The organism is Mesorhizobium sp. WSM4847 (genome assembly GCF_055811335.1).
This window is the reverse complement of the sequence record NZ_JBVVPY010000009.1, coordinates 146,518-164,956: the sequence shown is the minus strand read 5'-3', so window position 1 is coordinate 164,956 and position 18,439 is coordinate 146,518. Positions and strand designations below refer to the sequence as shown.

Genomic DNA, 18,439 nt, shown 5'->3' with positions numbered 1-18,439 from the left:
GGTGTAGTCTCCTTGGGGCGACGGCGTTTCTTCATTCCTCAATCGCCTTCCTGGCCGCACTCTCTCCAAGCGCCGCGATCTCGGAGATCTCGCGGAATATCTCTGCGATGTCGCTCGCGACGGCCTGCTTGGGCTCGCGAGGCGCCAACTCGAATATCTCATCGAGGAGCGCCAATGCGACGTCGATCGGGTCGCGCCTCCGCTTCGCTTCAGCGAAGTTTTTGGCGGGACTCGACGCATGATCCACCGTTCCCGTTCGATCGGACGCGGTGTCGTCGACTTCAACGGCAATACCTTCACGCCCCACCTCGGCGAGGCGGCGCAGCAACTCCGCGGCAAAGGAATTTTCGCCCCTGTTGGCAAGTTCCAGCAACCGCGACGAGGCTGCCGCAAGCATTCTCGACGCGTCTGATTTCTGTGTCACGATTGGGAACTTTCGCTGGAGAAGAGCGCGCTGATCCAGCATGCAGGCCCGCAAAAGGGCTCATCGCGAACAAGTCGAAATCCCAGATTCTCCGGCGGCGTGCCGACGGCGCATCCGCCACTCCTGCCGTCGCGAACGAAATTGGACATGTAGGCCCGGTGCCGTCCCTCGAGCACGTGCACGCCGCAGTTCTCGACGACGGTCTCGGGCTGGCCGCTCTTGGCATCGAGCGTGACGCGGCTGTAGCAGCTCGAAGTCCATTCCCAGACGTTGCTGCCGAAATCCTCGACGCCGAGAGTGTTGACGCCGTAGTGGCCGCCGGGCTTCGGCTCTGGATCCGCGGGGTGCCTGGCCGCGGCTTCCTCCTTGTATCGCCGTATCCAGCGCACCGCGGGATTTTGGGGGTCGTCCGCCGTTGCGGAGAAGGATTCGCCACCAAAACGTTCGCCGGCCGCCGCGGCTGCCTCGAGCGCGGTCGGAAGCCGCCAGGATTCGCCAGTGGCCTCGGAATACCAGCGAGCATATGTGTCGGCATCCGTCCAGTTGACCCCGGTGACCGGAACGTCTGCCTGAGAAGCGCGCGCGTCGGCCGCCATGCAGGCGCCTGCCGCAACGCAGAGATCGTACTCGGCGAGGCTGACCTGCCGCGTCATCATCCGGAAGCCGGCGACCATTATAGGCTTCGATGGCGCCGCTGCAGGAACACCGCCCGACAGGAATTCGCCCGGTGCCGGAAAGTCCACGATCCTTTCCCCGATCTCGACGGTTGCCGCGACCGGAACCGACCATCCTGGCGGCGCATGCAATCCGACGGCGAGCGTCGGCACGACCAGCGCGGCGACGGTGCCGAAAGCTGCTTCCAGCATGGTGACGGGCATCGAAATACTCCATGGGAACGTGGTCCGGATCCCCCTTGGTCCGGGCCGCAGCCTGATCGGTCATTGAGTCGGGATCGGTCCGGGAGCCTCGACCTGCTTCATCAGGTCGTCGCTCCATTCGCCCTCGACGACGAAGTGGGCCGTCGCTCCGAGTTCGACCGCTTCGATCAGGTTGTGGTTGACGTAGGCGTAGACGCCCGGCTGGAGGAAGGTGTAGAGCGCGGCTCCCGCCGATCCGCCGCGGATGAACCAGGTCTCCAGGTCCTTGGCGGGCGGGTTGGCGAATTTGCCCTCTTCCCAGACGTAGTCGCCATGGCCGCCGATCAGGTGGGGCCGGGTATCGCGGTTGGCCTGCGAGTGGACGATCAGCACCGTCTCGCCAACCTTCGCCTTCATGGCGTTGTCGCCCGTCAGGGCGCCCTTGGCGCCGTTGAAGACGACATGGGACGGGACGAGACGTTTCATCACCTCCAGCGTGTCGGCGTAGCTGTCGCCGTGGCTCTCGTAGGTCTTGGAGTTGCCGTCCTCGTCGCGCGGAACGTAAAAATCGTTCTCGCCGATGTAGTAGACCTTGTCGTAAGTGAGCGGCTCGCCCTTCTCGTTCTTCAGGCCTTCGCGGGGCAGGATCATGATCGTCCCGCTCATGCCGGACACGACGTGCCACGGGATCATCGGGCCTTCGGGCGCGCAGTGGTAGACGAAGGTTCCGGTTCGGGTTGCCTTGAAACGCAGCTTCACCTGTTCCCCGGGATTGATGAGCGTGAGGGCTCCGCCGCCGAGCGCGCCGGTGGCGGCGTGGAAGTCGATGTTGTGGGGCATCGAGTTGCTGCCGGGGTTGACCAGGTTCAGCTCGACGTAATCGCCTTCATGGACGACCATCATCGGGCCGGGGATCGAGCCGTTGAAGGTCATGCCCTGCAGCACGGTGCCTTCGTCATCGATAGTGACGGGCTTTTCCTCGATGGTCATCGTGAACTCGACCACCTTCGGACCGCTCTTGGCCACCTGTTCGTGCGGATGCACGAAGGGCGGTGCGACGAGTGTGACCTGCTTGCGCGGCAGCGCGGCGATCTCGGTCTCGTCCGCGAAAGCGGTCATTGAAGGCATCGCGGCCAGCATGGCGGCGGCCGCTGCTCCCATCAGTGCCCGGCGACGCGTGAACATCTCGGTTCTCCTTGTGATCCATCGTTGTCGATGAGCGACTTCTACGCCCGCCATGACAGAGGAGTTTGTCCTGGAACAAACTCCCGATGGATTTTCGGGGGAGCGACCTGAAGGCGTATCTGCGGAGTTTGCTGCAGCGCAAATAGCTGACGGCCAACGCGGCTATGCAGTGGCTCCATAAGCGGGCGGAACAACCCGTCGCGCAACTCGAGTCTCATTCGACCTCGAGAGGTCATTCGACCTGGAGAAGAAAGGAGACAGTCAGATGTACAGGCCTCTTATAGTTGCGGCGGTCGCTGCGATCGTGGCCGGACCGGCCCATGCGCATGTTTCGTTCGAAAACGCCCAGGCTGCCGTCGGCACGACCTACAAGGCGGTTCTAAGGATTCCGCACGGTTGCGACGGCAAGGCCACGGACGAGGTCCGGGTCCGGATCCCGGAAGGCGTTATCGCGGTCAAGCCGATGCCCAAGGCCGGATGGACGATCGAAAAGACGGTGACGGGGTACAAGGCAGAGTACGATCTGCACGGCAAGAAGGTGGCCGAAGGCGTTACCGAGCTATCCTGCAGCGGCGGAATCGTGGCGGACGACGAGTACGATGATGAGTTCGTCTTCAGCGCGACTCTCGACGCAAGCCTCCCGGCGGGCGAAACGATCTATTTCCCGGTGATCCAGGTCTGCGGCACGGACAGGGCAGAATGGACCCAGGCTCCGGCCGAGGGCCAGACAGCTCATGACCTGGAGCGACCGGCGCCCGGTCTGGAACTGCTTCACGGCGAACACGCGGGGCACTGAAACGCCTGAACGCGGGAAATCTGGGGCCGAGTGGCTCAGGAGTCCGGAACATCACCGGAGGGCACGCAGGGCGTTGAGGATCACCGCTACGTCTATGCCCTCCTGCACGAGTGCGCCAGCCACAGGCGGGAGATAGCCGAGCGCAGCCACAGCCATCCCGACGACGGAGAGGCCGAGGCCGGCGACCACGCTTTGCGTTGCGATTTGGCGGGTCCGATGCGCGACCTCTACCGCGGACGCCAGGCTGTCGATGCGGTCGACGAGGACGACGACTCCGGCGCTTTCCGACGAGGCGGCGGAGCCGCGCGCGCCCAACGCCACGCCCACGTCGGCGCTCGCCAACGCGGGAGCGTCATTCACGCCGTCTCCAGCCATGAGCACGGGAGCGCGCATGCGTTCCCTGGTCACGACGTCGACCTTCTGGGCCGGATCCAGTTCGCCATCCGCCTTGGCTATCCCGAGCCGGGCAGCCACGGCGTCGACCACATCCTGGCGATCGCCGGAGGCGATCACGACGCGGTCGATCCCAGCCTTCTCCAGCGCCCGGAGCATGGCGGGCGCCTCCGGCCTGATCGCGTCAGCCATGGCGATGATCCCGGCCAGGACGCCGTCTACGCCGACGGCCACCACGGCGCTTCCCCAGGGAAGACCTTCCCGCAACCCATGGCGATCGCCCTGCGTGATCGCGTCCCTGACGAAGCGGCTGCCGCCGATAACCAGCCTGCGTCTTTCGACAATCCCATTGATTCCGGTTCCGGCGACCTCGCTGACGTCCGTCGGCGCAGAGAGCGGGAGCCCCTTCCGGCGTGCGTCCGCCACCAGCGCCGCTGCCGTGACGTGGCCGGACGCCTGGTCGAGCGAGGCGGCGAGCCGCAGGACCTCGTCAGGTAACCAGGTCCCGACGGTGCGTACGTCGACCACCTCGGCTTGGCCGAACGTCAGGGTTCCGGTTTTGTCGAGGATAACCGTCTTGACCTTCGCAAGGGTCTCGAGAGCCCCGCCGTCCTTGACGAGAACGCCGAGCTTGGCGGCGCGCGACATGCCGGAGATGATGGCGACGGGCAGGGCGAGGATGAGCGGGCACGGCGTTGCGACCACCAACACAGCCAGCACTCTGACAGGGTCGCCGGAGATGGCCCAGGCAGTTCCTGCCGCCAAGACGGTCAGCAGCAGGAACCAGACCGCGTAGCGATCCGCCGCACGCACGCTGGGAGGCTTGCCTTCCTGTGCCTTGGTTACAAGCCGGACGATGTTGGCGTAGGTGCTTTCGGCCGCGGGTCTGTCCGCAAGGAGATCGAAGGCATCGCCAGCATTGGTTGCTCCGCTCAGGACTTCGTCACCCAGCAACTTCGTGCGTGGCAGGCTCTCTCCGGTCAAGGCGGACTCGTCCAGGACGGCAGAAGGTGACGCAAGGCTGCCGTCGACGGGGATCACTTCGCCGCGGCGAACGAGGAGCCGGTCGCCTGGAACGATAGCCTGGATGAGGACTTCGTCGAGCCCATCATTGCCGTACCGCATGGCGCTGTGGGCCACGCGACCGAGTAGGGCGGTCATCTCCCTGCGTGCGCGGCCGGCCGCATAGCCTTCGAGAAACTGGCCACCCGCGTACATCAGCGCGACGACGTTGCCCGCTAGCATCTCGCCGAACGCGAGCGCGGCCGACATCGATAGCGCGGCGACCAGGTCAAGCCCGACTTCGCCGCGCGACAGACTGCGGACGATCTCGACGGCGAGGGCCGCCAGCACCAACGCGGTCGCGACGGCCCACGGCCAGGGATGCCAGCCTGCGCCGGACGCCCATCCAGTAATGCCGACCATGAGTCCGCTGAGCGCCACGCCGAGGAGCACTCCTCTCAACGAGAGAATCGGCCACCGCGCATCAGGCAAGGTAAGCATCCATCATCAGCAGGGCGGTCAATGCGAAAGCAGCACTGGCATCCTCAGGTCCGCCAAGACGCCTTCGGTCGCGCCGCCGAGAACGAAATCCCTGAGCCGTGAGTGACCGTAGCCTCCCATCACCAGCAGATCCGAACCTAGGCCGGCAGCGTGGCGCTGCAGGGTTTCTGCAATCGGGCAGTCCTCCGCGCGCACTGCCGAGAAGGTGGCTTTCAGCCCGGCTTCGCGCAGACTTCCCGCGAGCCGCTCCCCCGCATCTGCCTCGTCGATTGACTTTTCGTCTGTGACGGTGACAACCTTGATCTCCACGGCGCGCTCCAGAACAAACCTGGCGTCTGACACGGCGCGGGCTGCGACGCGCGTGCCATCCCATGCGATCGACACCCGGCTAAAACTGGCGGGCGGCGCCTGATCGGGCAGAAGGATCGTTGGGCGGCCGGAGCTGAAGACAACGGCCTCCGCCAAAGCGCGGATACCGGGGTTGTCGGAGTTCCACCCGACAAGCGCCATATCGAAATAGCGGGCAGGGCGAGCGGCCGCCTCGCCAAGCAGCGCGACCTGCGTCCTCTCCACGGAAGTCGTCAGATTCAGGCTTCTGGCTTCCGCCTCAACCCTGGCCGCGGCCAGCAGTTCCGCGCCGTTGCTCGCGCTGAGTTTCTCGGCGTTGCGGATCATTTCCGGCAGATTCATGAGCATGCGGGAGAACGCGTTCGAAACCTCCGGAATGTCAGCTTCTAGCACCAGCGCGTGGAGGTCCGCGCCAAGCAGATCCGTCACCGCCGCAGCATTGGCTATGACTGCCGTCGTGTGGGGTTCCGGATAGGTGAGTAGGGGCACAAGAGCGCGAAGCTTCATTCGATGTAGTCCTTCAGGACAGGAATTTCCTCCATCCCGCTCAGCGTACGACGAGCACTGGAACGGGGCTATGGGCCAGCACTTCCGAGGTCTGGCTGCCCAGCAGCAGGCGCCCGAGGCCGCGCCGGCCGTGCGAGGCCATGACGATCAGGCTGCATTCTTGGGCCTTCGCCGCCTCGACGATGGCTTCCGCTGGCCTCGCGTCGGGCACGTGCAGCACGTCCGCGCTGACGCCGATCCTGGCGGCGGATTCCCGCACCGTCGCCAGGAGTTTCTCCGCAGCCTTCTTCTGCCCCTCTTCATACCCCGAGATATCCCCGGGAAGCGGGACCCAGCCGCCGCCGGCCGCGCTCGCATGGAAGGGGAAAGGCTCGGTGACCGTGATGACGGTCACCTTCGCGTCGAGGCTCTTGGCAAGCGAAAGCCCATGGTCGACGCCCCTCTGCGCGACGTCGGAGCCGTCCGTCGAAATCAGGATGTGCTTGTGCATTGCCTTCTTGTCCTCTGTTGCTTATCCGCCCAAGGAACGCTCGCGCTTGGCGCGTCCAGTCCACAGACACGCCGGGACGAGGCCTTGGCCTGAACTCTACCTTTGGGCCTTCTTTTCAGCTTGATCGAGATCAAAGCGGCCCAGTCTGCGCAGAAGCGTAGGTGTCGCATATCGGCGCGTATAGCAGACCCGAATAACAATACTCGTGTTCAACGCTGGCCGTGAGCCCCTCAAAATCGGGTTCTCCGGATCGATGGGAAGATCAACGCGTTCATACGATCGTTTCGCGATAGGCGTTGCGACTACCGCCTCCACCACGGCACGCCGGACGAGTGCGGGATGGCAGGCTGCGGCGATATCGGTGATGCGCTCGAGTAGAACCGGAGGTACTCAAGCGGTTGAGCTTGGCCGCCTGCCAGAGGACAGCCGCTTTCGACGAGCCGTTTTATCGCGTTGCTGCCTTGGCAGGTGAGGGTTCAAGAATTACGCTTCTCGCTATCGAGGCGTCTGACGCCGGCCGGGCTTCGTGCTTTTGTCGATTTCGTGAAGCAACGGCGCAGACATGAACCAGCTTGAGGGCGCGAGGGCGCGCCAGATAGACGTCCGCTGATACTCGAAATCAGATCCCCATGTGGCACACCGTGGACCGCGTCAGGAACCGTCTCTCGCGGCCGTTATCGAGTGAGAACATGCCACCGCGTCCGGGCACAACATCGATGACGAGGTCGGTATGCTTCCACGCGTCGTATTGCGCCGCGCCGATGTAAAACGGCGCGCCGCCGATCTCGCCGAGCAATATGTCGCTGTCCCCCAGAGCGAAATCACCCACGGGGTAGCACATTGGCGAGGAACCGTCGCAGCAGCCGCCCGACTGGTGGAACAGCACCGGCCCATGCTCGGCGATGATCATAGCCAGGAGCTCCAGCGCCGCTGGCGTGGCGCTCACCTTGTCGTGCATTCCATCCTCCCTCCGGAACGCGAAGCGCGGGAACGTCCCGCGCCCCGTGAGGCAGTCCTCAGAAGAAGCCGAGCTTCTTCGGGCTGTAGCTGACCAGCATGTTCTTGGTCTGCTGGTAGTGGTCGAGCATCATCTTGTGGGTCTCGCGGCCGATGCCGGACTGCTTGTAGCCGCCAAACGCCGCGTGCGCCGGGTAGGCGTGGTAGCAGTTGGTCCAGACGCGGCCCGCCTGGATCGCCCGCCCGAAGCGGTAGAGCCGGTTGGCGTCGCGACTCCAGATGCCGGCGCCGAGGCCGTAGAGCGTGTCGTTGGCGATCGACAACGCCTCGTCGTCGTCCTTGAAGGTTGTCACCGAAACCACCGGCCCGAAGATCTCCTCCTGGAAGATGCGCATTTTGTTGTGGCCCTTGAACACTGTCGGCTTGACATAATAGCCGCCGGCGAGATCGCCCGGCAGCTCGTTGCGCGCGCCGCCGGTGAGTACTTCGGCGCCCTCCTGCTTGCCGATGTCGATGTAGGACAGGATCTTCTCGAGCTGCTCGGACGAGGCCTGCGCGCCGATCATCGTCGCCGGATCCAGCGGGTCGCCCTGGACGATCGCCTCGACGCGCTTCAGCGCCCGCTCCATGAAGCGGTCGTAGATCTTTTCGTGGATCAGCGCCCGGCTCGGGCAGGTACAAACCTCGCCCTGGTTGAGTGCGAACATGACGAAACCCTCGATCGCCTTGTCGAAGAAATCGTCGTCCTCGGCGGTGACGTCCTGGAAGAAGATGTTGGGCGACTTGCCGCCGAGTTCGAGCGTTACCGGGATAAGGTTCTGGCTGGCGTACTGCATGATCAGCCGGCCAGTGGTCGTCTCGCCTGTGAAAGCGATCTTGGCGATCCGGTTGGAGGAGGCGAGCGGCTTGCCTGCCTCGAGGCCGAAGCCGTTGACGATGTTGAGCACGCCCGGCGGCAGCAGGTCGCCGATGAGGTCCGCCCAGAGCATGATCGCCGCCGGGGTCTGCTCTGCGGGTTTCAGAACCACGCAGTTGCCGGCCGCGATCGCGGGGGCCAGTTTCCATACCGCCATGAGCAGCGGGAAGTTCCACGGGATGATCTGGCCGACGACGCCCAACGGTTCGTGGAAGTGATAGGCAACGGTGTCGTGGTCGATCTCGGAGAGGCTGCCCTCCTGGGCGCGGATCGCGCCGGCGAAGTAGCGGAAGTGATCGATGGCCAGCGGCAGGTCGGCGGCGGTCGTCTCACGGATCGGCTTGCCGTTGTCCCAGGTCTCGGCGCGCGCGAGGAGATCGAGGTTCTCCTCCATGCGATCAGCAATGCGATTGAGAATCAAGGCGCGCTCGGCCGGGCTGGTGCGGCCCCATGCGTCCTTGGCCGCATGGGCCGCGTCGAGCGCGGCCTCGATGTCCCTGGAGTCGGAACGGGTGACTTCGCAGAGAAGCTGACCGTTTACCGGCGAGAAGTTCTCGAAATACTTGCCGGAAAGCGGCTCGGTCCATTTGCCGCCAATGAAATTGCCATAACGCTTGTCGAAGGGCGCCTTGACGGAGCGTGAGAATTCAACCTTGTTCATGATATACCTCCCGAAACAACGCCGCGGGATGCGGCGCTTCGGTGGAAAGTCTTGCCGCATCTGCCCGCTCGCTGTCACGATGGTGAGAACAGTGGACCCGCAGGAGGTGTCGCAGAACTGCGACAGTCGTGCCGGGATTCGAAAAGATCAGTGCGATCTATGGAGATCGAGGCGGTTGAGCTTCCGGTGGAGCGTCGCACGGCTGATCCCAAGCGCCGCGGCCGCGGCCGAGATATTTCCATCTGTCCGGGCCAGCACCCGTTGCAGAGCCCCGCGCTCCGCCTCGGCGAGGACTTCGGTGACCTTCCTCGCCCCGCCAAGCAGATCGGCCGCGGGGAGCGGCTTCCGAAGGCTCTTTTGCGTGATCCCCAACGCCAATCGCGCTAATCGGGTCGCGCCGACCACAAGGTCGTCCGCATCGACCGCGATCAGTCCGCCCGAACCTTTGTCGGTTATTGGCGCGAGCAGAATGCGCGCCTTCGGGAATGCCATCTTGAAGTTCTCCGCCTCGATGCGTCGTGCGGCGTCGACCACAGCCACCGAAATAAGATTGGCGAAGGCTTCGGTTAGATCTGCCCGGCAGGAAGACACGTCGAGGGCGGCGACTAGGTCTCCTTCGTGATCGTAGATGGGCGCGGTGATGCAGCTCAGCGCAGTGTTGCGCGTGTGAAAATGCTGGTCGCGATGGATCGTCAGCACGCGCTGCTCGACAAGACAGGTGCCGATGCCGTTGGTGCCCTCGCTCTCCTCGTTCCAGACCGAGCCTGTCCACAACCCCCAGTTGTGAAACGTCTCGTCATCCGCAGGTGCACCGCGTCGTTCAATCGGCACGCCCTCTTGGTCGGCGAGAAGCACGCAGCATCCAACACCTCCCACCGCCAGGTAGAGTCTGTCGAGGCTTGATTGGGCAGCTCGGATCAGCGGTTCGATCCGTTGCCTGGCGTCGATAAATTCGGCCTGGGTCAGGTATCGCGGCGGTTTGGGATCGGTTGGATCGAGCTTATGCAAATTGGATGAGCGTCGCCATGAAGCGACCAGCGCCGACTTCGCCGCGGCATCTGAAATGATTGCGGCCTGTATCCGATCGGCATGATGACCGGCTAGAGCCTCGCCCATGCTATCCTCCCAAATCCCGACTCTTTCCTTTCAGTTCCTGGATCAGGCCTTTCAGTTCCTGGATCAGGTACGTGTTACGTCGGGGTTGCGTTGGCAGCGCTATCTCCGCTTCGATCGAACCCTCTGTCAATTGCCCAGAAGAACCAGGCGCCTCCCTTGCGCCAGCGTTATCCGGCAACCGCCGGAGCTCTCTTGACATGGATCAAACCTGCGGACGAGTTTCTGGATCGGCTGCGTCTGCGGCAATATATGCGAACCTTGTGTACGCGACGCTGGCATTCGGCGCCGGAGTGTCCGATATTCCCGACAGCGCCATGGACACGAACCGCAAGGACATACACAACTCCGATATTCCTGTGCTTTGCCGGAGCTGCGAGGCTCGGCACAAGGGAATGTGCGGCGTGCTCGATTCTGCCGAGCTTGTTGCGCTTTCGCGCCACACTCGCCTGGCCCGGCATTCTGCCGGAGAGGAACTCGCCGCTGACGGCATGCCCGTCGAGTCCTATGCGAATGTAATGCGGGGCGTGGTCAAGCTGACCAAGGTGCTGGAAGACGGCCGCCAGCAGATCGTCGGACTGCAGTTCGCCCCGGATTTCCTCGGGCGACTTTTCACGCCTGACAGTGCTGTAACTGCCGAAGCTGCGTCCGACGTCGATCTCTGCCGCGTGTCGAAGAGCGGTCTGGAACGGTTGATCGCGGCGAATCCCAAACTGGAGCGTCGGTTAATGGAGCAGACTCTCAGGGAACTCGATGAAGCCCGCGAATGGATGGTCACACTGGGGAGAAAGACAGCTGCCGAGAAGGTCGCCAGCTTCCTTTATCTCATCGCCACGCACCTCGATCCCTCAGCCGACAGCGAACAGAAGGGCCGCAAGTTTATTCTGCCTCTCACGCGCGGTGACGTCGCCGATTTCCTCGGGCTGACGATCGAGACCGTCTCGCGTCAATTGTCCAGGCTCCGCGCGGAGAAAGTCATTGCAATCAGCGCAGTGACCCAGGTCGATGTGCCCGACCTCGAGCGGCTCAGGAAACGTTGTGGCTGAACGGATGGACCAGCGCCAGAAGCGGAACGAGGATTTCCTTTTCGAACGCCACGTGGACGTTCTCGCCTCATGATGAAAAACCAAGGCCTGTTCGGCTCATGAGTTTCGATGACCTCGACCTGAATTTGCTGCGCGTGTTCGACGTGATGATGCGCGAAAGAAGCGTCACGCGTACGGCATGCGAATTGGGAAGAACGCAATCTGCGATCAGCCATTCCTTATCCAGGCTGCGGCACCTTTTCGGCGACAGGCTGTTCACGCGCGATGGAGGCGTTATGAGGCCAACGCCGCGGGCGGTCGAGCTTCTGCCAGACATTTCGGCCGGATTGGCAACGATTCGAGCCTCGATTGATCGCCATCAAACTTTCGATCCCGCAACCACGCGGCGGAACTTTCGTGTCGGGCTCACCGACTACCATGCGATGATAATCATACCCCGTCTTCTGCGGGAGTTTTCCAGGCAGGCGCCCGGTGCCACGTTGAATATTATTCCAGCGAACGGGCTCGATATCCCGTCCTCGGTTCATCTTCGACAGATCGACTGTGCATTGACTGGAGCAGTGATCAAGGATGACCCAAGCCTTTTGAAGATCGAACTGGGCCAGGATCGTCTCTTCTGCGCAGTTTGGAGCGGCAGCCAAATCGCAAGTTCGGCGATGTCATTGGAGACATACCTGTCAGCGTCTCACTTGCAGGTTTCCGCCGATGGTGTTTCCAGCGGACTTGCGGATGCCGCGCTCAAGGAGCTTGGTTTGCGGCGGAACGTGGTCGCGACGATATCGAATTATCTGGCACTTCCGTGGGTCTTGCGAGGCACCGAACTTGTTGCTCATTGTGGTGACGGAATCCTCCAAATCCTTGATAAAGCGAGTGAAGTGACTCTCCTTTCGCCGCCGCTGCCGATCCCGAATGTGAGCGCGTGGTTTCTCCTTCATCCGCAAATGGCCACGGACCCAGGGACGATCTGGCTCAAAGAAGTTCTCTCAAACATCTACTCTGAGTCACAGATTAAAAAGAGAGAAATTGTTTCTGAGAGAGAACAGAAGAAATAAACAGGAGACACACGGCTGAAACCATTACGAGTGCAGCCACTGTATGAGTAGACCTCATAGTCATCATGACGAGAATGAATTTGACCAATAATGAGGCCTGCGCAACCTTGGTGCTCCACAAAAAAATAAGGGGAACCAAGATGCAAGCAATTCTCAAGGGTCTGGTCGGAGCAGCGGTAGGGCTCGTTGTATCCAACGCGTCCGCCGCGACGATCGAAAATGTCAAGAAGAACGGAGTTCTGACCTGCGGAACCAACTCAGCGACGGCCGGATTTAGCCTTCCAGACAATGAGGGCAAATGGACCGGGTTCGTGGTCGACTATTGTCGCGCTGTTGCAGCAGCGGTTCTGGGCGATGCGCAGAAGGTAAGGTTCATTCCGCTTACGCCGAAGGACCGGTTCACCGCGCTTCAGTCGGGCGAGATCGATATACTCGCACATAACGCAACCTGGACGTCATCCCGCGACACGTCTCTCGGAATACTTTTTGCGGGCACGTATTTCTACGATGGCCAGGGCTTCATGGTCCGCAAAGCGGAGAACATCGGTTCGGCCAAAGATCTGGATGGCGCGTCCATCTGCGTCACTCAGGGCACGACGACCGAGTTGAATCTCGCCGATTACTTCCGCTCGCATTCGATGACATACTCGACCGTCGGGTTTGCCGACGAAGAAGCCGTGGTAAAGGCCTACGACGAAGGTCGCTGCGACGTCCTCTCGGCCGACACGTCCACCTTGAATGCGTCGCGCCAGCGCATGGCGAAGGCCGACGACAGCGTCGTGCTTCCCGAACTTATCTCCAAGGAGCCACTTGGGCCTGCCGTGCGGCAGGGCGATGATCATTGGCTCAACGTGGCCAAATGGGCGCTCCTTGTCATGGTCGCTGCCGAAGAATTGGGAGTAACCTCGCAGAATGTCGATGAAATGAAGTCATCGGACAACCCGAACATTCGCCGGCTGCTTGGAGCGGAGGGCAGCCTCGGAGAGGATCTCGGGCTTGGCGATACCTGGTCCGTGGACGTTATCAAGCAGGTCGGCAACTATGGCGAAGTGTTCGATCGCAATATCGGCAAGGCCTCGCCGCTCAAGATGGAGCGCGGCCTGAACGCTCTTTGGAATCAGGGCGGTCTCCAGTACGCCCCGCCGATCCGCTAGGCCGGGTCGGTCACAAGCCGCCGGCGATTGCGCCGGCGTCTTAAAGCGCGTCGGGGTTGAATGGAGTCATGCGAGACGCTTTAAGTTCTTGTTTATGCATGTCGTTATCGCAAAACCGCTGCGCACTTTTGCGCGACATGCATTAGTTCTGCACCAACACAGGAACAGGGTCATGTCCGATGTGCTGCTCGCCGCGCCCTCGCGCAGGAGCTTGTCCCTGCACGACGCCAAGGTCCGGGGCATCATCTATCAACTTTTGCTAGCGGGCAGCCTGCTGGCATTGGCCGTGGGCATTGCCGTTCAGACTGCGTCGAACATGAGGGCACGCGGGATTCCGCTGTCTTTCGGCTTCTGGAACGAGGCCGCCGGCTTCGACATCAATCAGACGCTGATCCCCTACGACACGCTCTCCACCTACGGCCAAGCGTTCTGGGTGGGTGTGGTCAACACCCTCTATGTGAGCTTGCTTGGGATCGTGTTGGCCACAGTCTTGGGCTTTGTCGTCGGCATTGCCCGTCGGTCACCGAACTGGATCGTTTCAAAGGTCGCGGCTTCGTATGTCGAGATCATACGCAACATCCCGTTATTGCTGCAGCTTTTGTTCTGGTACAATGCAGTCCTGAAAGCGCTGCCTGCGCCGAGGGCGTCGATCGAACTCCCCGGCCGCATCTATCTGAACAATCGCGGTCTCATCATTCCGGAAATCCAGCTCTACGCAGGAGCAGGTACCGTGGGACTCGCGTTCCTGGCGGCCAGCATCTTCTGCGTCGCTTTTTGGTCCTATGCCAGGCGCGCACAGAACCGCACCGGAAAGCAGCTGCCCGTGCTTTGGGTCAGCCTCGCTGCCTTGATCGGACTGCCTCTGATCGTCTTCGTCCTGGTCGGTTCGCCGGTGTCGTTCGTGACGCCAGAGTTGAAAGGGTTCAATTACCGGGGTGGACACCAGCTTTATCCGGAGTTCGCGGCTCTTCTGATCGGTCTGTCCGTCTACACCGCTTCCTTTATCGCGGAAATTGTCCGCAGCGGGATCCAGGCTGTGCCGAAAGGCCAGACCGAAGCCGCCCATGCGCTCGGGCTTGCGCCGGGCAAAACGCTTCGCCTGGTCATTGTTCCGCAGGCACTGCGCATCATCATACCGCCCCTGACCAGCCAGTACCTGAATCTCACGAAGAATTCCTCACTCGCCGTGTTTATCGGCTACCCCGATCTCGTTCAGATTTTCGCGGGAACGGTGCTCAACCAGACTGGCGCCGCCGTCCAGGTGATGGCGATTACGCTGTCGGTCTACCTCGCGATCTCCCTCGTCATGTCGATGACCATGAACGCGTTCAATCAACGTTTCGCGATCGTCGAGAGGTGATGCATGAGCGGCCAGTCCCTGCATCCGCACCTCGTTAGCGCTCCGCCTCTGCCGCCTGTGGCGCCGCCTTGTGGAATCCGGCCGAGCCCGGCGACCTGGATCAGAAAGAACCTGTTCTCGACGCCGTTCTCCGGCGTGCTGACGATCTGCTTCACAGTTCTCGCCGCATGGCTTTTGTATCAGTTCGCGAGTTTTGCAGTCTTGGATGCAGTCTGGGCCGGCGGACAGGAAGAATGCCGCGCCAACCCTGAGGGCGCGTGTTGGCCGTTCATCGTGGAGAAATTCGACTATCTCCGTTACGGGGCATATCCGATTTCCGAGCGCTGGCGGGTGGACCTGACGCTGGCGATCGGCGCCGTGCTGATCGCCTGGCTGCTGTGGAAACGGGCGCCGCGGCGCAACGTGGCGGCGTTGCTGTTCTTTGCTGCCTACCCGGTCGTCGCCTTCGCGTTGTTGCGCGGTGTCGCGTCGCTCGATCTGCCGGTCATCGATACCGTCTTGTGGGGAGGTCTGCTTATCACGCTGCTCATGTCGATCGTGGGCATCGTCTTCTCGCTGCCGCTCGGTGTGCTTCTCGCGCTTGGCCGACGATCGGAGCTTCCCTTCGTCAGGGCAGTGTGTGTGATCTTCATCGAGGTCGTCAGGGGTGTGCCGTTCATCACGGTGCTGTTCATGGCGAATTTCATGATGCCGCTCTTCGTCCCCGACTATCTGACGCCCGATCGGCTGCTGCGTCCGCTGATTGCAATAGCGCTGTTCTCGTCCGCCTACATGGCCGAGGTGGTGCGCGCAGGCCTTCAGGCGATCCCGAAGGGGCAATATGAGGCGGCAAAGGCGCTCGGCGTCAGCTATTTCACCATGATCCGTCTGATCATCCTGCCGCAGGCGCTCACTATCGTTATCCCAGGCATCGTCTCTACCTTCATCGGGCTGTTCAAGGACACGACGCTGGTAGCGATCGTCGGCATTGCGGACTTCCTGAGAGCCGTCGAAACGGCGCGAGTCGACCCGAACTGGGCCGGGCCGACGATCTCTTCGACCGGCTATCTCTTCGCCGGGCTGGTCTACTGGATCTTCTGCTTCGGAATGTCCCGGTACTCGCACTCGATGGAGCGCGCGTTGGCGCGCGGCCACAGGAGCTAGGAAGCGGAATATGCGACAGGCAATTTCAGCACCGAGGCACGTGGCGCAAATCCTCAAATAGCCCGCCAAAAGTTCGAGCAGCCGCGAGCGGCGAAAACCACACCGGAAACCAAGCAATGGCTTGTGCAGATGCATCGCAACCGACGGTTGCGGAAAGAAATGTTGGAATGATCGACTTCGACAGGATCTATGATCGCCACCAGTTTGGGTCAGTCAAATGGGCCAATCAGTGGGACGAATTCTCGCCTCGGGTCGAGGGCGAAGATCTGCTTTCGCTGTGGACCGCGGACATGGATTTTCGCGCGCCTGAAACCGTCATCGCGCGGCTGCGGGAAGCGGCGGACCATGGAATCTATGGCTATACCCGCCGCGACCCCCGTCACTACGAGATTGTGCAATCATGGTTCGCGCGTCGGCACGGCTGGTCGCCGGCACTGGAATCGCTGCTGCCGGCGCCTGCGATCATGCCGTCGGTAGCCGCGATGCTTCGGACCTTCACGAAGCCCGGGGACGGGGTGATTGTGCAGTCTCCCATTTACTCGCCCTACTTCGAAGTGATTCAGGGGAACGGCAGGAAGCTGCTGGTCAACAGGCTAAGGTTGCAGGATAACCGATATGAACTCGACCTGGAGAACTTCGAGAAACTGGCAGCCGGCGCCAGGGCCTTCCTGCTCTGTAACCCGCACAATCCAGCTGGAAAGGCGTGGACGCGCCAGGAATTGACGGCGCTGAACGATATCTGCGAGCGCTACGGCATCCTTGTCATATCTGATGACATCCACTGCGATATCAGATTGTCGGATCGCCAACACATCGTCTTCTCGTCCCTCTCGGAGGATGCCGCGGAAAAGTCATTCATCTGCACGGCGCCAACGAAGACCTTCAATCTGGCCGGCGTGCCCTCCGCAACCGTGTCGGTTGCCAACAAGCAGCGGCGCGAGGCGCTTCTGGCCACCATGCAGGCATCGTTCATGGTCAATGCCAACTTCTTTGGACGGCTGGCGCTAGAGGTCGCCTACAGCACCGGCGCGCCGTGGCTGGATCAGCTGACGCGCTACATCGGCGGCAATGTCGATTTCGTCCTCAAGTTCGCCGAGGATCGCCTGCCGGGCATCACACCGATGCGGCCGGACGCTTCCTTCCTGGTGTGGCTGGATGCGCGCGGGCTCGATCGGAAGGTCGGAGGCGTTCAACGGTTTTTCGTCGACCGAGCCGGAGTCAATTTGTACGACGGGCGCGTCTATGGACCCGGCGGTGAAGGCTTCATTCGCCTCAATGTCGGTTGCCCTCGTCCGCTGTTGCGGAGAGGGCTCGAACGCATGTCCAGGGCGCTGGAGTCGTTGTGAGAGCGTTGACGGGACCGGAGCGGCCCTGCGGCATCGGCGACAGCGTGCTTGCATTCAGCTCCAGGCGTGGCTGGCCAATCCATAGACCCAGGGCGCGTTGCTTTCGCGGTTCAGAAAGCGGCGGCCTTTGGACATCGTCGTCACGGTCTCGGCAATGCCGAGGCCGCTCTGCTGAAGAAACTCGGCAAACACGCCATCCTTCTCGCGCGTATCGACGCGGGCGAATCGACCTGCCAGCTTCTTCAGATGGACGGCTGTGAGGTGGACCGCGTCCTGGTCGTTTCGGGCTATTGTGGGACCAATCACATGGCCGCGCCCGAACTCGCGACACATGGAATAGCCAACGACCTCGCCGCCGCGACTCAAAGTGGCGATCGAGGCATCCTCCGAGAGCAACGCAAGCAGCCTTGCACGGTTGGTCCCGAATGCGCGCGCGTCCAGCTCGGTGATCTCGCCGAGTCGGCTGCTGGGCAGCTCACTCAGTTCGCCATCCAAAACCGGCAATGGCGGTAGCGCTTGTTGGACCTGTCCCTGGCGCATGTAGACGATCGCCTCGTTCGTGAAGCCGAGCGACACATATAGGGGATAGGCGGCATGGGTTGCATTCAGGGCCAGATTGCGATCCCCGCACTGCTCGAGGACCTGGTCCATGAGCCACCGGCCGCCTCCCTGCGCCTGTGCGCGAGGGGTCGTGATCACCAGGCCAATGGTGGCAAAATCGTCCCCTTGGGGAAACCACATCGCGCTTCCGAAGACGCGCCCAATTCCGTCAACGGCGACGATGCCGTGGCCGGCGCGGCGCAACAGATCCCAGTCCCTGGGACGATGCGGCCAGCGGACCGAAATCGACAGTGCATGCAGCAGATCAACATCGACATCGTTGATGTCGCGCGCAACCAGTTCAAAGGATTTCAGGCGTACTGATCTCTGCATCTCAGTCGATCCGCTCCTTCAACGAATGTCTTTCAACGAATGCCCAAGGCACGCGGTGTTAAATCCTGGCGCCGATAGCCATGTTTGCGACAGGCCTCATTTGCAGCAGCATTACACGGGAACGCCAGCAGGTTTCGCTGGTTCGAGGCGTTTTTTCGCAATCTTCAGCCAAAGCACGACGCGATTCGGCAGGGAACACTGCTGCGCAGGGATAGGCTGGTCGCACCCGGTAATAGTGTGCAAGCAGAGCGGACC

General features: G+C 62.0%; 17 protein-coding genes. 7 read left to right on the top strand and 10 right to left on the bottom strand.

Features of this window, described 5'->3' with window-relative positions; all coding sequences use genetic code 11:
- Positions 1-31: 31 nt before the first annotated feature.
- From AC0L28_RS15515 to nirK, 3 genes are read right to left on the bottom strand one after another with little or no spacing between them, the layout of a single operon-like run.
- Positions 32-397 (bottom strand): hypothetical protein, encoded by a 366-nt coding sequence (locus AC0L28_RS15515; RefSeq protein ID WP_473478477.1) that lies wholly within the window; start codon positions 395-397, stop codon positions 32-34.
- 23 nt (positions 398-420) lie between these two features.
- Entirely contained in the window at positions 421-1,302 is an 882-nt protein-coding gene (locus AC0L28_RS15510) for an SUMF1/EgtB/PvdO family nonheme iron enzyme (protein ID WP_473478475.1), read from the bottom strand.
- Between the two features lie 60 nt (positions 1,303-1,362).
- Positions 1,363-2,466 (bottom strand): copper-containing nitrite reductase, encoded by a 1,104-nt coding sequence (gene nirK, locus AC0L28_RS15505; protein ID WP_473478473.1) that lies wholly within the window; start codon positions 2,464-2,466, stop codon positions 1,363-1,365.
- Positions 2,467-2,731: 265 nt separating this feature from the next.
- Between nirK and AC0L28_RS15500 the strand changes: the two genes are divergently transcribed.
- Entirely contained in the window at positions 2,732-3,262 is a 531-nt protein-coding gene (locus AC0L28_RS15500; protein WP_473478471.1) for a YcnI family protein, read from the top strand.
- Positions 3,263-3,313: 51 nt separating this feature from the next.
- Here the strand turns inward: AC0L28_RS15500 and AC0L28_RS15495 are convergent, their stop codons facing one another.
- From AC0L28_RS15495 to AC0L28_RS15470, 6 genes are all read right to left on the bottom strand, one after another.
- Complete coding sequence (locus AC0L28_RS15495) at positions 3,314-5,098, bottom strand: heavy metal translocating P-type ATPase (RefSeq protein ID WP_473478469.1); 1,785 nt, start codon at positions 5,096-5,098, stop codon at positions 3,314-3,316.
- 78 nt (positions 5,099-5,176) lie between these two features.
- On the bottom strand, positions 5,177-6,013 hold the full coding sequence (locus AC0L28_RS15490; RefSeq protein ID WP_473478466.1) for a universal stress protein: 837 nt from the start codon (positions 6,011-6,013) through the stop codon (positions 5,177-5,179).
- Between the two features lie 40 nt (positions 6,014-6,053).
- Complete coding sequence (locus AC0L28_RS15485; protein WP_473478463.1) at positions 6,054-6,503, bottom strand: universal stress protein; 450 nt, start codon at positions 6,501-6,503, stop codon at positions 6,054-6,056.
- 619 nt (positions 6,504-7,122) lie between these two features.
- The gene (locus AC0L28_RS15480) at positions 7,123-7,461 is read right to left on the bottom strand and encodes a DUF779 domain-containing protein (protein ID WP_128168242.1); all 339 of its coding nucleotides are present in this window, start codon (positions 7,459-7,461) and stop codon (positions 7,123-7,125) included.
- Between the two features lie 58 nt (positions 7,462-7,519).
- The gene (gene adh / locus AC0L28_RS15475; RefSeq protein ID WP_287228091.1) at positions 7,520-9,037 is read right to left on the bottom strand and encodes an aldehyde dehydrogenase; all 1,518 of its coding nucleotides are present in this window, start codon (positions 9,035-9,037) and stop codon (positions 7,520-7,522) included.
- A gap of 147 nt (positions 9,038-9,184) precedes the next feature.
- Positions 9,185-10,153, bottom strand: a complete 969-nt coding sequence (locus tag AC0L28_RS15470) for a GAF domain-containing protein (RefSeq protein WP_128168244.1) — start codon at positions 10,151-10,153, stop codon at positions 9,185-9,187.
- A gap of 314 nt (positions 10,154-10,467) precedes the next feature.
- Here AC0L28_RS15470 and AC0L28_RS15465 point away from each other — a divergent pair, with 314 nt between their 5' ends.
- The 6 genes from AC0L28_RS15465 (at position 10,468) to AC0L28_RS15440 (ending at position 17,251) form a co-directional block, all read left to right on the top strand.
- Positions 10,468-11,196, top strand: coding sequence for a Crp/Fnr family transcriptional regulator (locus tag AC0L28_RS15465; protein ID WP_023798467.1), 729 nt, complete (start codon positions 10,468-10,470; stop codon positions 11,194-11,196).
- A 98-nt stretch (positions 11,197-11,294) separates the two neighbouring features.
- Positions 11,295-12,248, top strand: a complete 954-nt coding sequence (locus AC0L28_RS15460; protein ID WP_473478460.1) for a LysR family transcriptional regulator — start codon at positions 11,295-11,297, stop codon at positions 12,246-12,248.
- 140 nt (positions 12,249-12,388) lie between these two features.
- Complete coding sequence (locus AC0L28_RS15455) at positions 12,389-13,402, top strand: amino acid ABC transporter substrate-binding protein (protein WP_473478615.1); 1,014 nt, start codon at positions 12,389-12,391, stop codon at positions 13,400-13,402.
- A gap of 172 nt (positions 13,403-13,574) precedes the next feature.
- On the top strand, positions 13,575-14,762 hold the full coding sequence (locus AC0L28_RS15450) for an amino acid ABC transporter permease (RefSeq protein WP_473478457.1): 1,188 nt from the start codon (positions 13,575-13,577) through the stop codon (positions 14,760-14,762).
- A gap of 3 nt (positions 14,763-14,765) precedes the next feature.
- Complete coding sequence (locus AC0L28_RS15445) at positions 14,766-15,905, top strand: amino acid ABC transporter permease (RefSeq protein ID WP_473478455.1); 1,140 nt, start codon at positions 14,766-14,768, stop codon at positions 15,903-15,905.
- A 167-nt stretch (positions 15,906-16,072) separates the two neighbouring features.
- A complete protein-coding gene (locus AC0L28_RS15440) occupies positions 16,073-17,251 on the top strand; it encodes a MalY/PatB family protein (protein WP_473478453.1) in 1,179 nt (392 codons plus the stop codon).
- 54 nt (positions 17,252-17,305) lie between these two features.
- Here AC0L28_RS15440 and AC0L28_RS15435 read toward each other — a convergent pair whose 3' ends face one another.
- Positions 17,306-18,184, bottom strand: coding sequence for a GNAT family N-acetyltransferase (locus AC0L28_RS15435; protein ID WP_473478451.1), 879 nt, complete (start codon positions 18,182-18,184; stop codon positions 17,306-17,308).
- Between the last annotated feature and the right edge of the window lie 255 nt (positions 18,185-18,439).

Bases quoted from the DNA above. Each gene is read 5' to 3' on its own strand.
- AC0L28_RS15515 (WP_473478477.1), bottom strand. From the start codon at position 397: ATGCTTGCGGCAGCCTCGTCGCGGTTGCTGGAACTTGCCAACAGGGGC.
- AC0L28_RS15510 (WP_473478475.1), bottom strand. From the start codon at position 1,302: ATGCCCGTCACCATGCTGGAAGCAGCTTTCGGCACCGTCGCCGCGCTG.
- nirK (WP_473478473.1), bottom strand. From the start codon at position 2,466: ATGTTCACGCGTCGCCGGGCACTGATGGGAGCAGCGGCCGCCGCCATG.
- AC0L28_RS15500 (WP_473478471.1), top strand. From the start codon at position 2,732: ATGTACAGGCCTCTTATAGTTGCGGCGGTCGCTGCGATCGTGGCCGGA.
- AC0L28_RS15490 (WP_473478466.1), bottom strand. From the start codon at position 6,013: ATGAAGCTTCGCGCTCTTGTGCCCCTACTCACCTATCCGGAACCCCAC.
- AC0L28_RS15485 (WP_473478463.1), bottom strand. From the start codon at position 6,503: ATGCACAAGCACATCCTGATTTCGACGGACGGCTCCGACGTCGCGCAG.
- AC0L28_RS15480 (WP_128168242.1), bottom strand. From the start codon at position 7,461: ATGCACGACAAGGTGAGCGCCACGCCAGCGGCGCTGGAGCTCCTGGCT.
- adh (WP_287228091.1), bottom strand. From the start codon at position 9,037: ATGAACAAGGTTGAATTCTCACGCTCCGTCAAGGCGCCCTTCGACAAG.
- AC0L28_RS15470 (WP_128168244.1), bottom strand. From the start codon at position 10,153: ATGGGCGAGGCTCTAGCCGGTCATCATGCCGATCGGATACAGGCCGCA.
- AC0L28_RS15465 (WP_023798467.1), top strand. From the start codon at position 10,468: ATGGACACGAACCGCAAGGACATACACAACTCCGATATTCCTGTGCTT.
- AC0L28_RS15460 (WP_473478460.1), top strand. From the start codon at position 11,295: ATGAGTTTCGATGACCTCGACCTGAATTTGCTGCGCGTGTTCGACGTG.
- AC0L28_RS15455 (WP_473478615.1), top strand. From the start codon at position 12,389: ATGCAAGCAATTCTCAAGGGTCTGGTCGGAGCAGCGGTAGGGCTCGTT.
- AC0L28_RS15450 (WP_473478457.1), top strand. From the start codon at position 13,575: ATGTCCGATGTGCTGCTCGCCGCGCCCTCGCGCAGGAGCTTGTCCCTG.
- AC0L28_RS15445 (WP_473478455.1), top strand. From the start codon at position 14,766: ATGAGCGGCCAGTCCCTGCATCCGCACCTCGTTAGCGCTCCGCCTCTG.
- AC0L28_RS15440 (WP_473478453.1), top strand. From the start codon at position 16,073: ATGATCGACTTCGACAGGATCTATGATCGCCACCAGTTTGGGTCAGTC.
- AC0L28_RS15435 (WP_473478451.1), bottom strand. From the start codon at position 18,184: ATGCAGAGATCAGTACGCCTGAAATCCTTTGAACTGGTTGCGCGCGAC.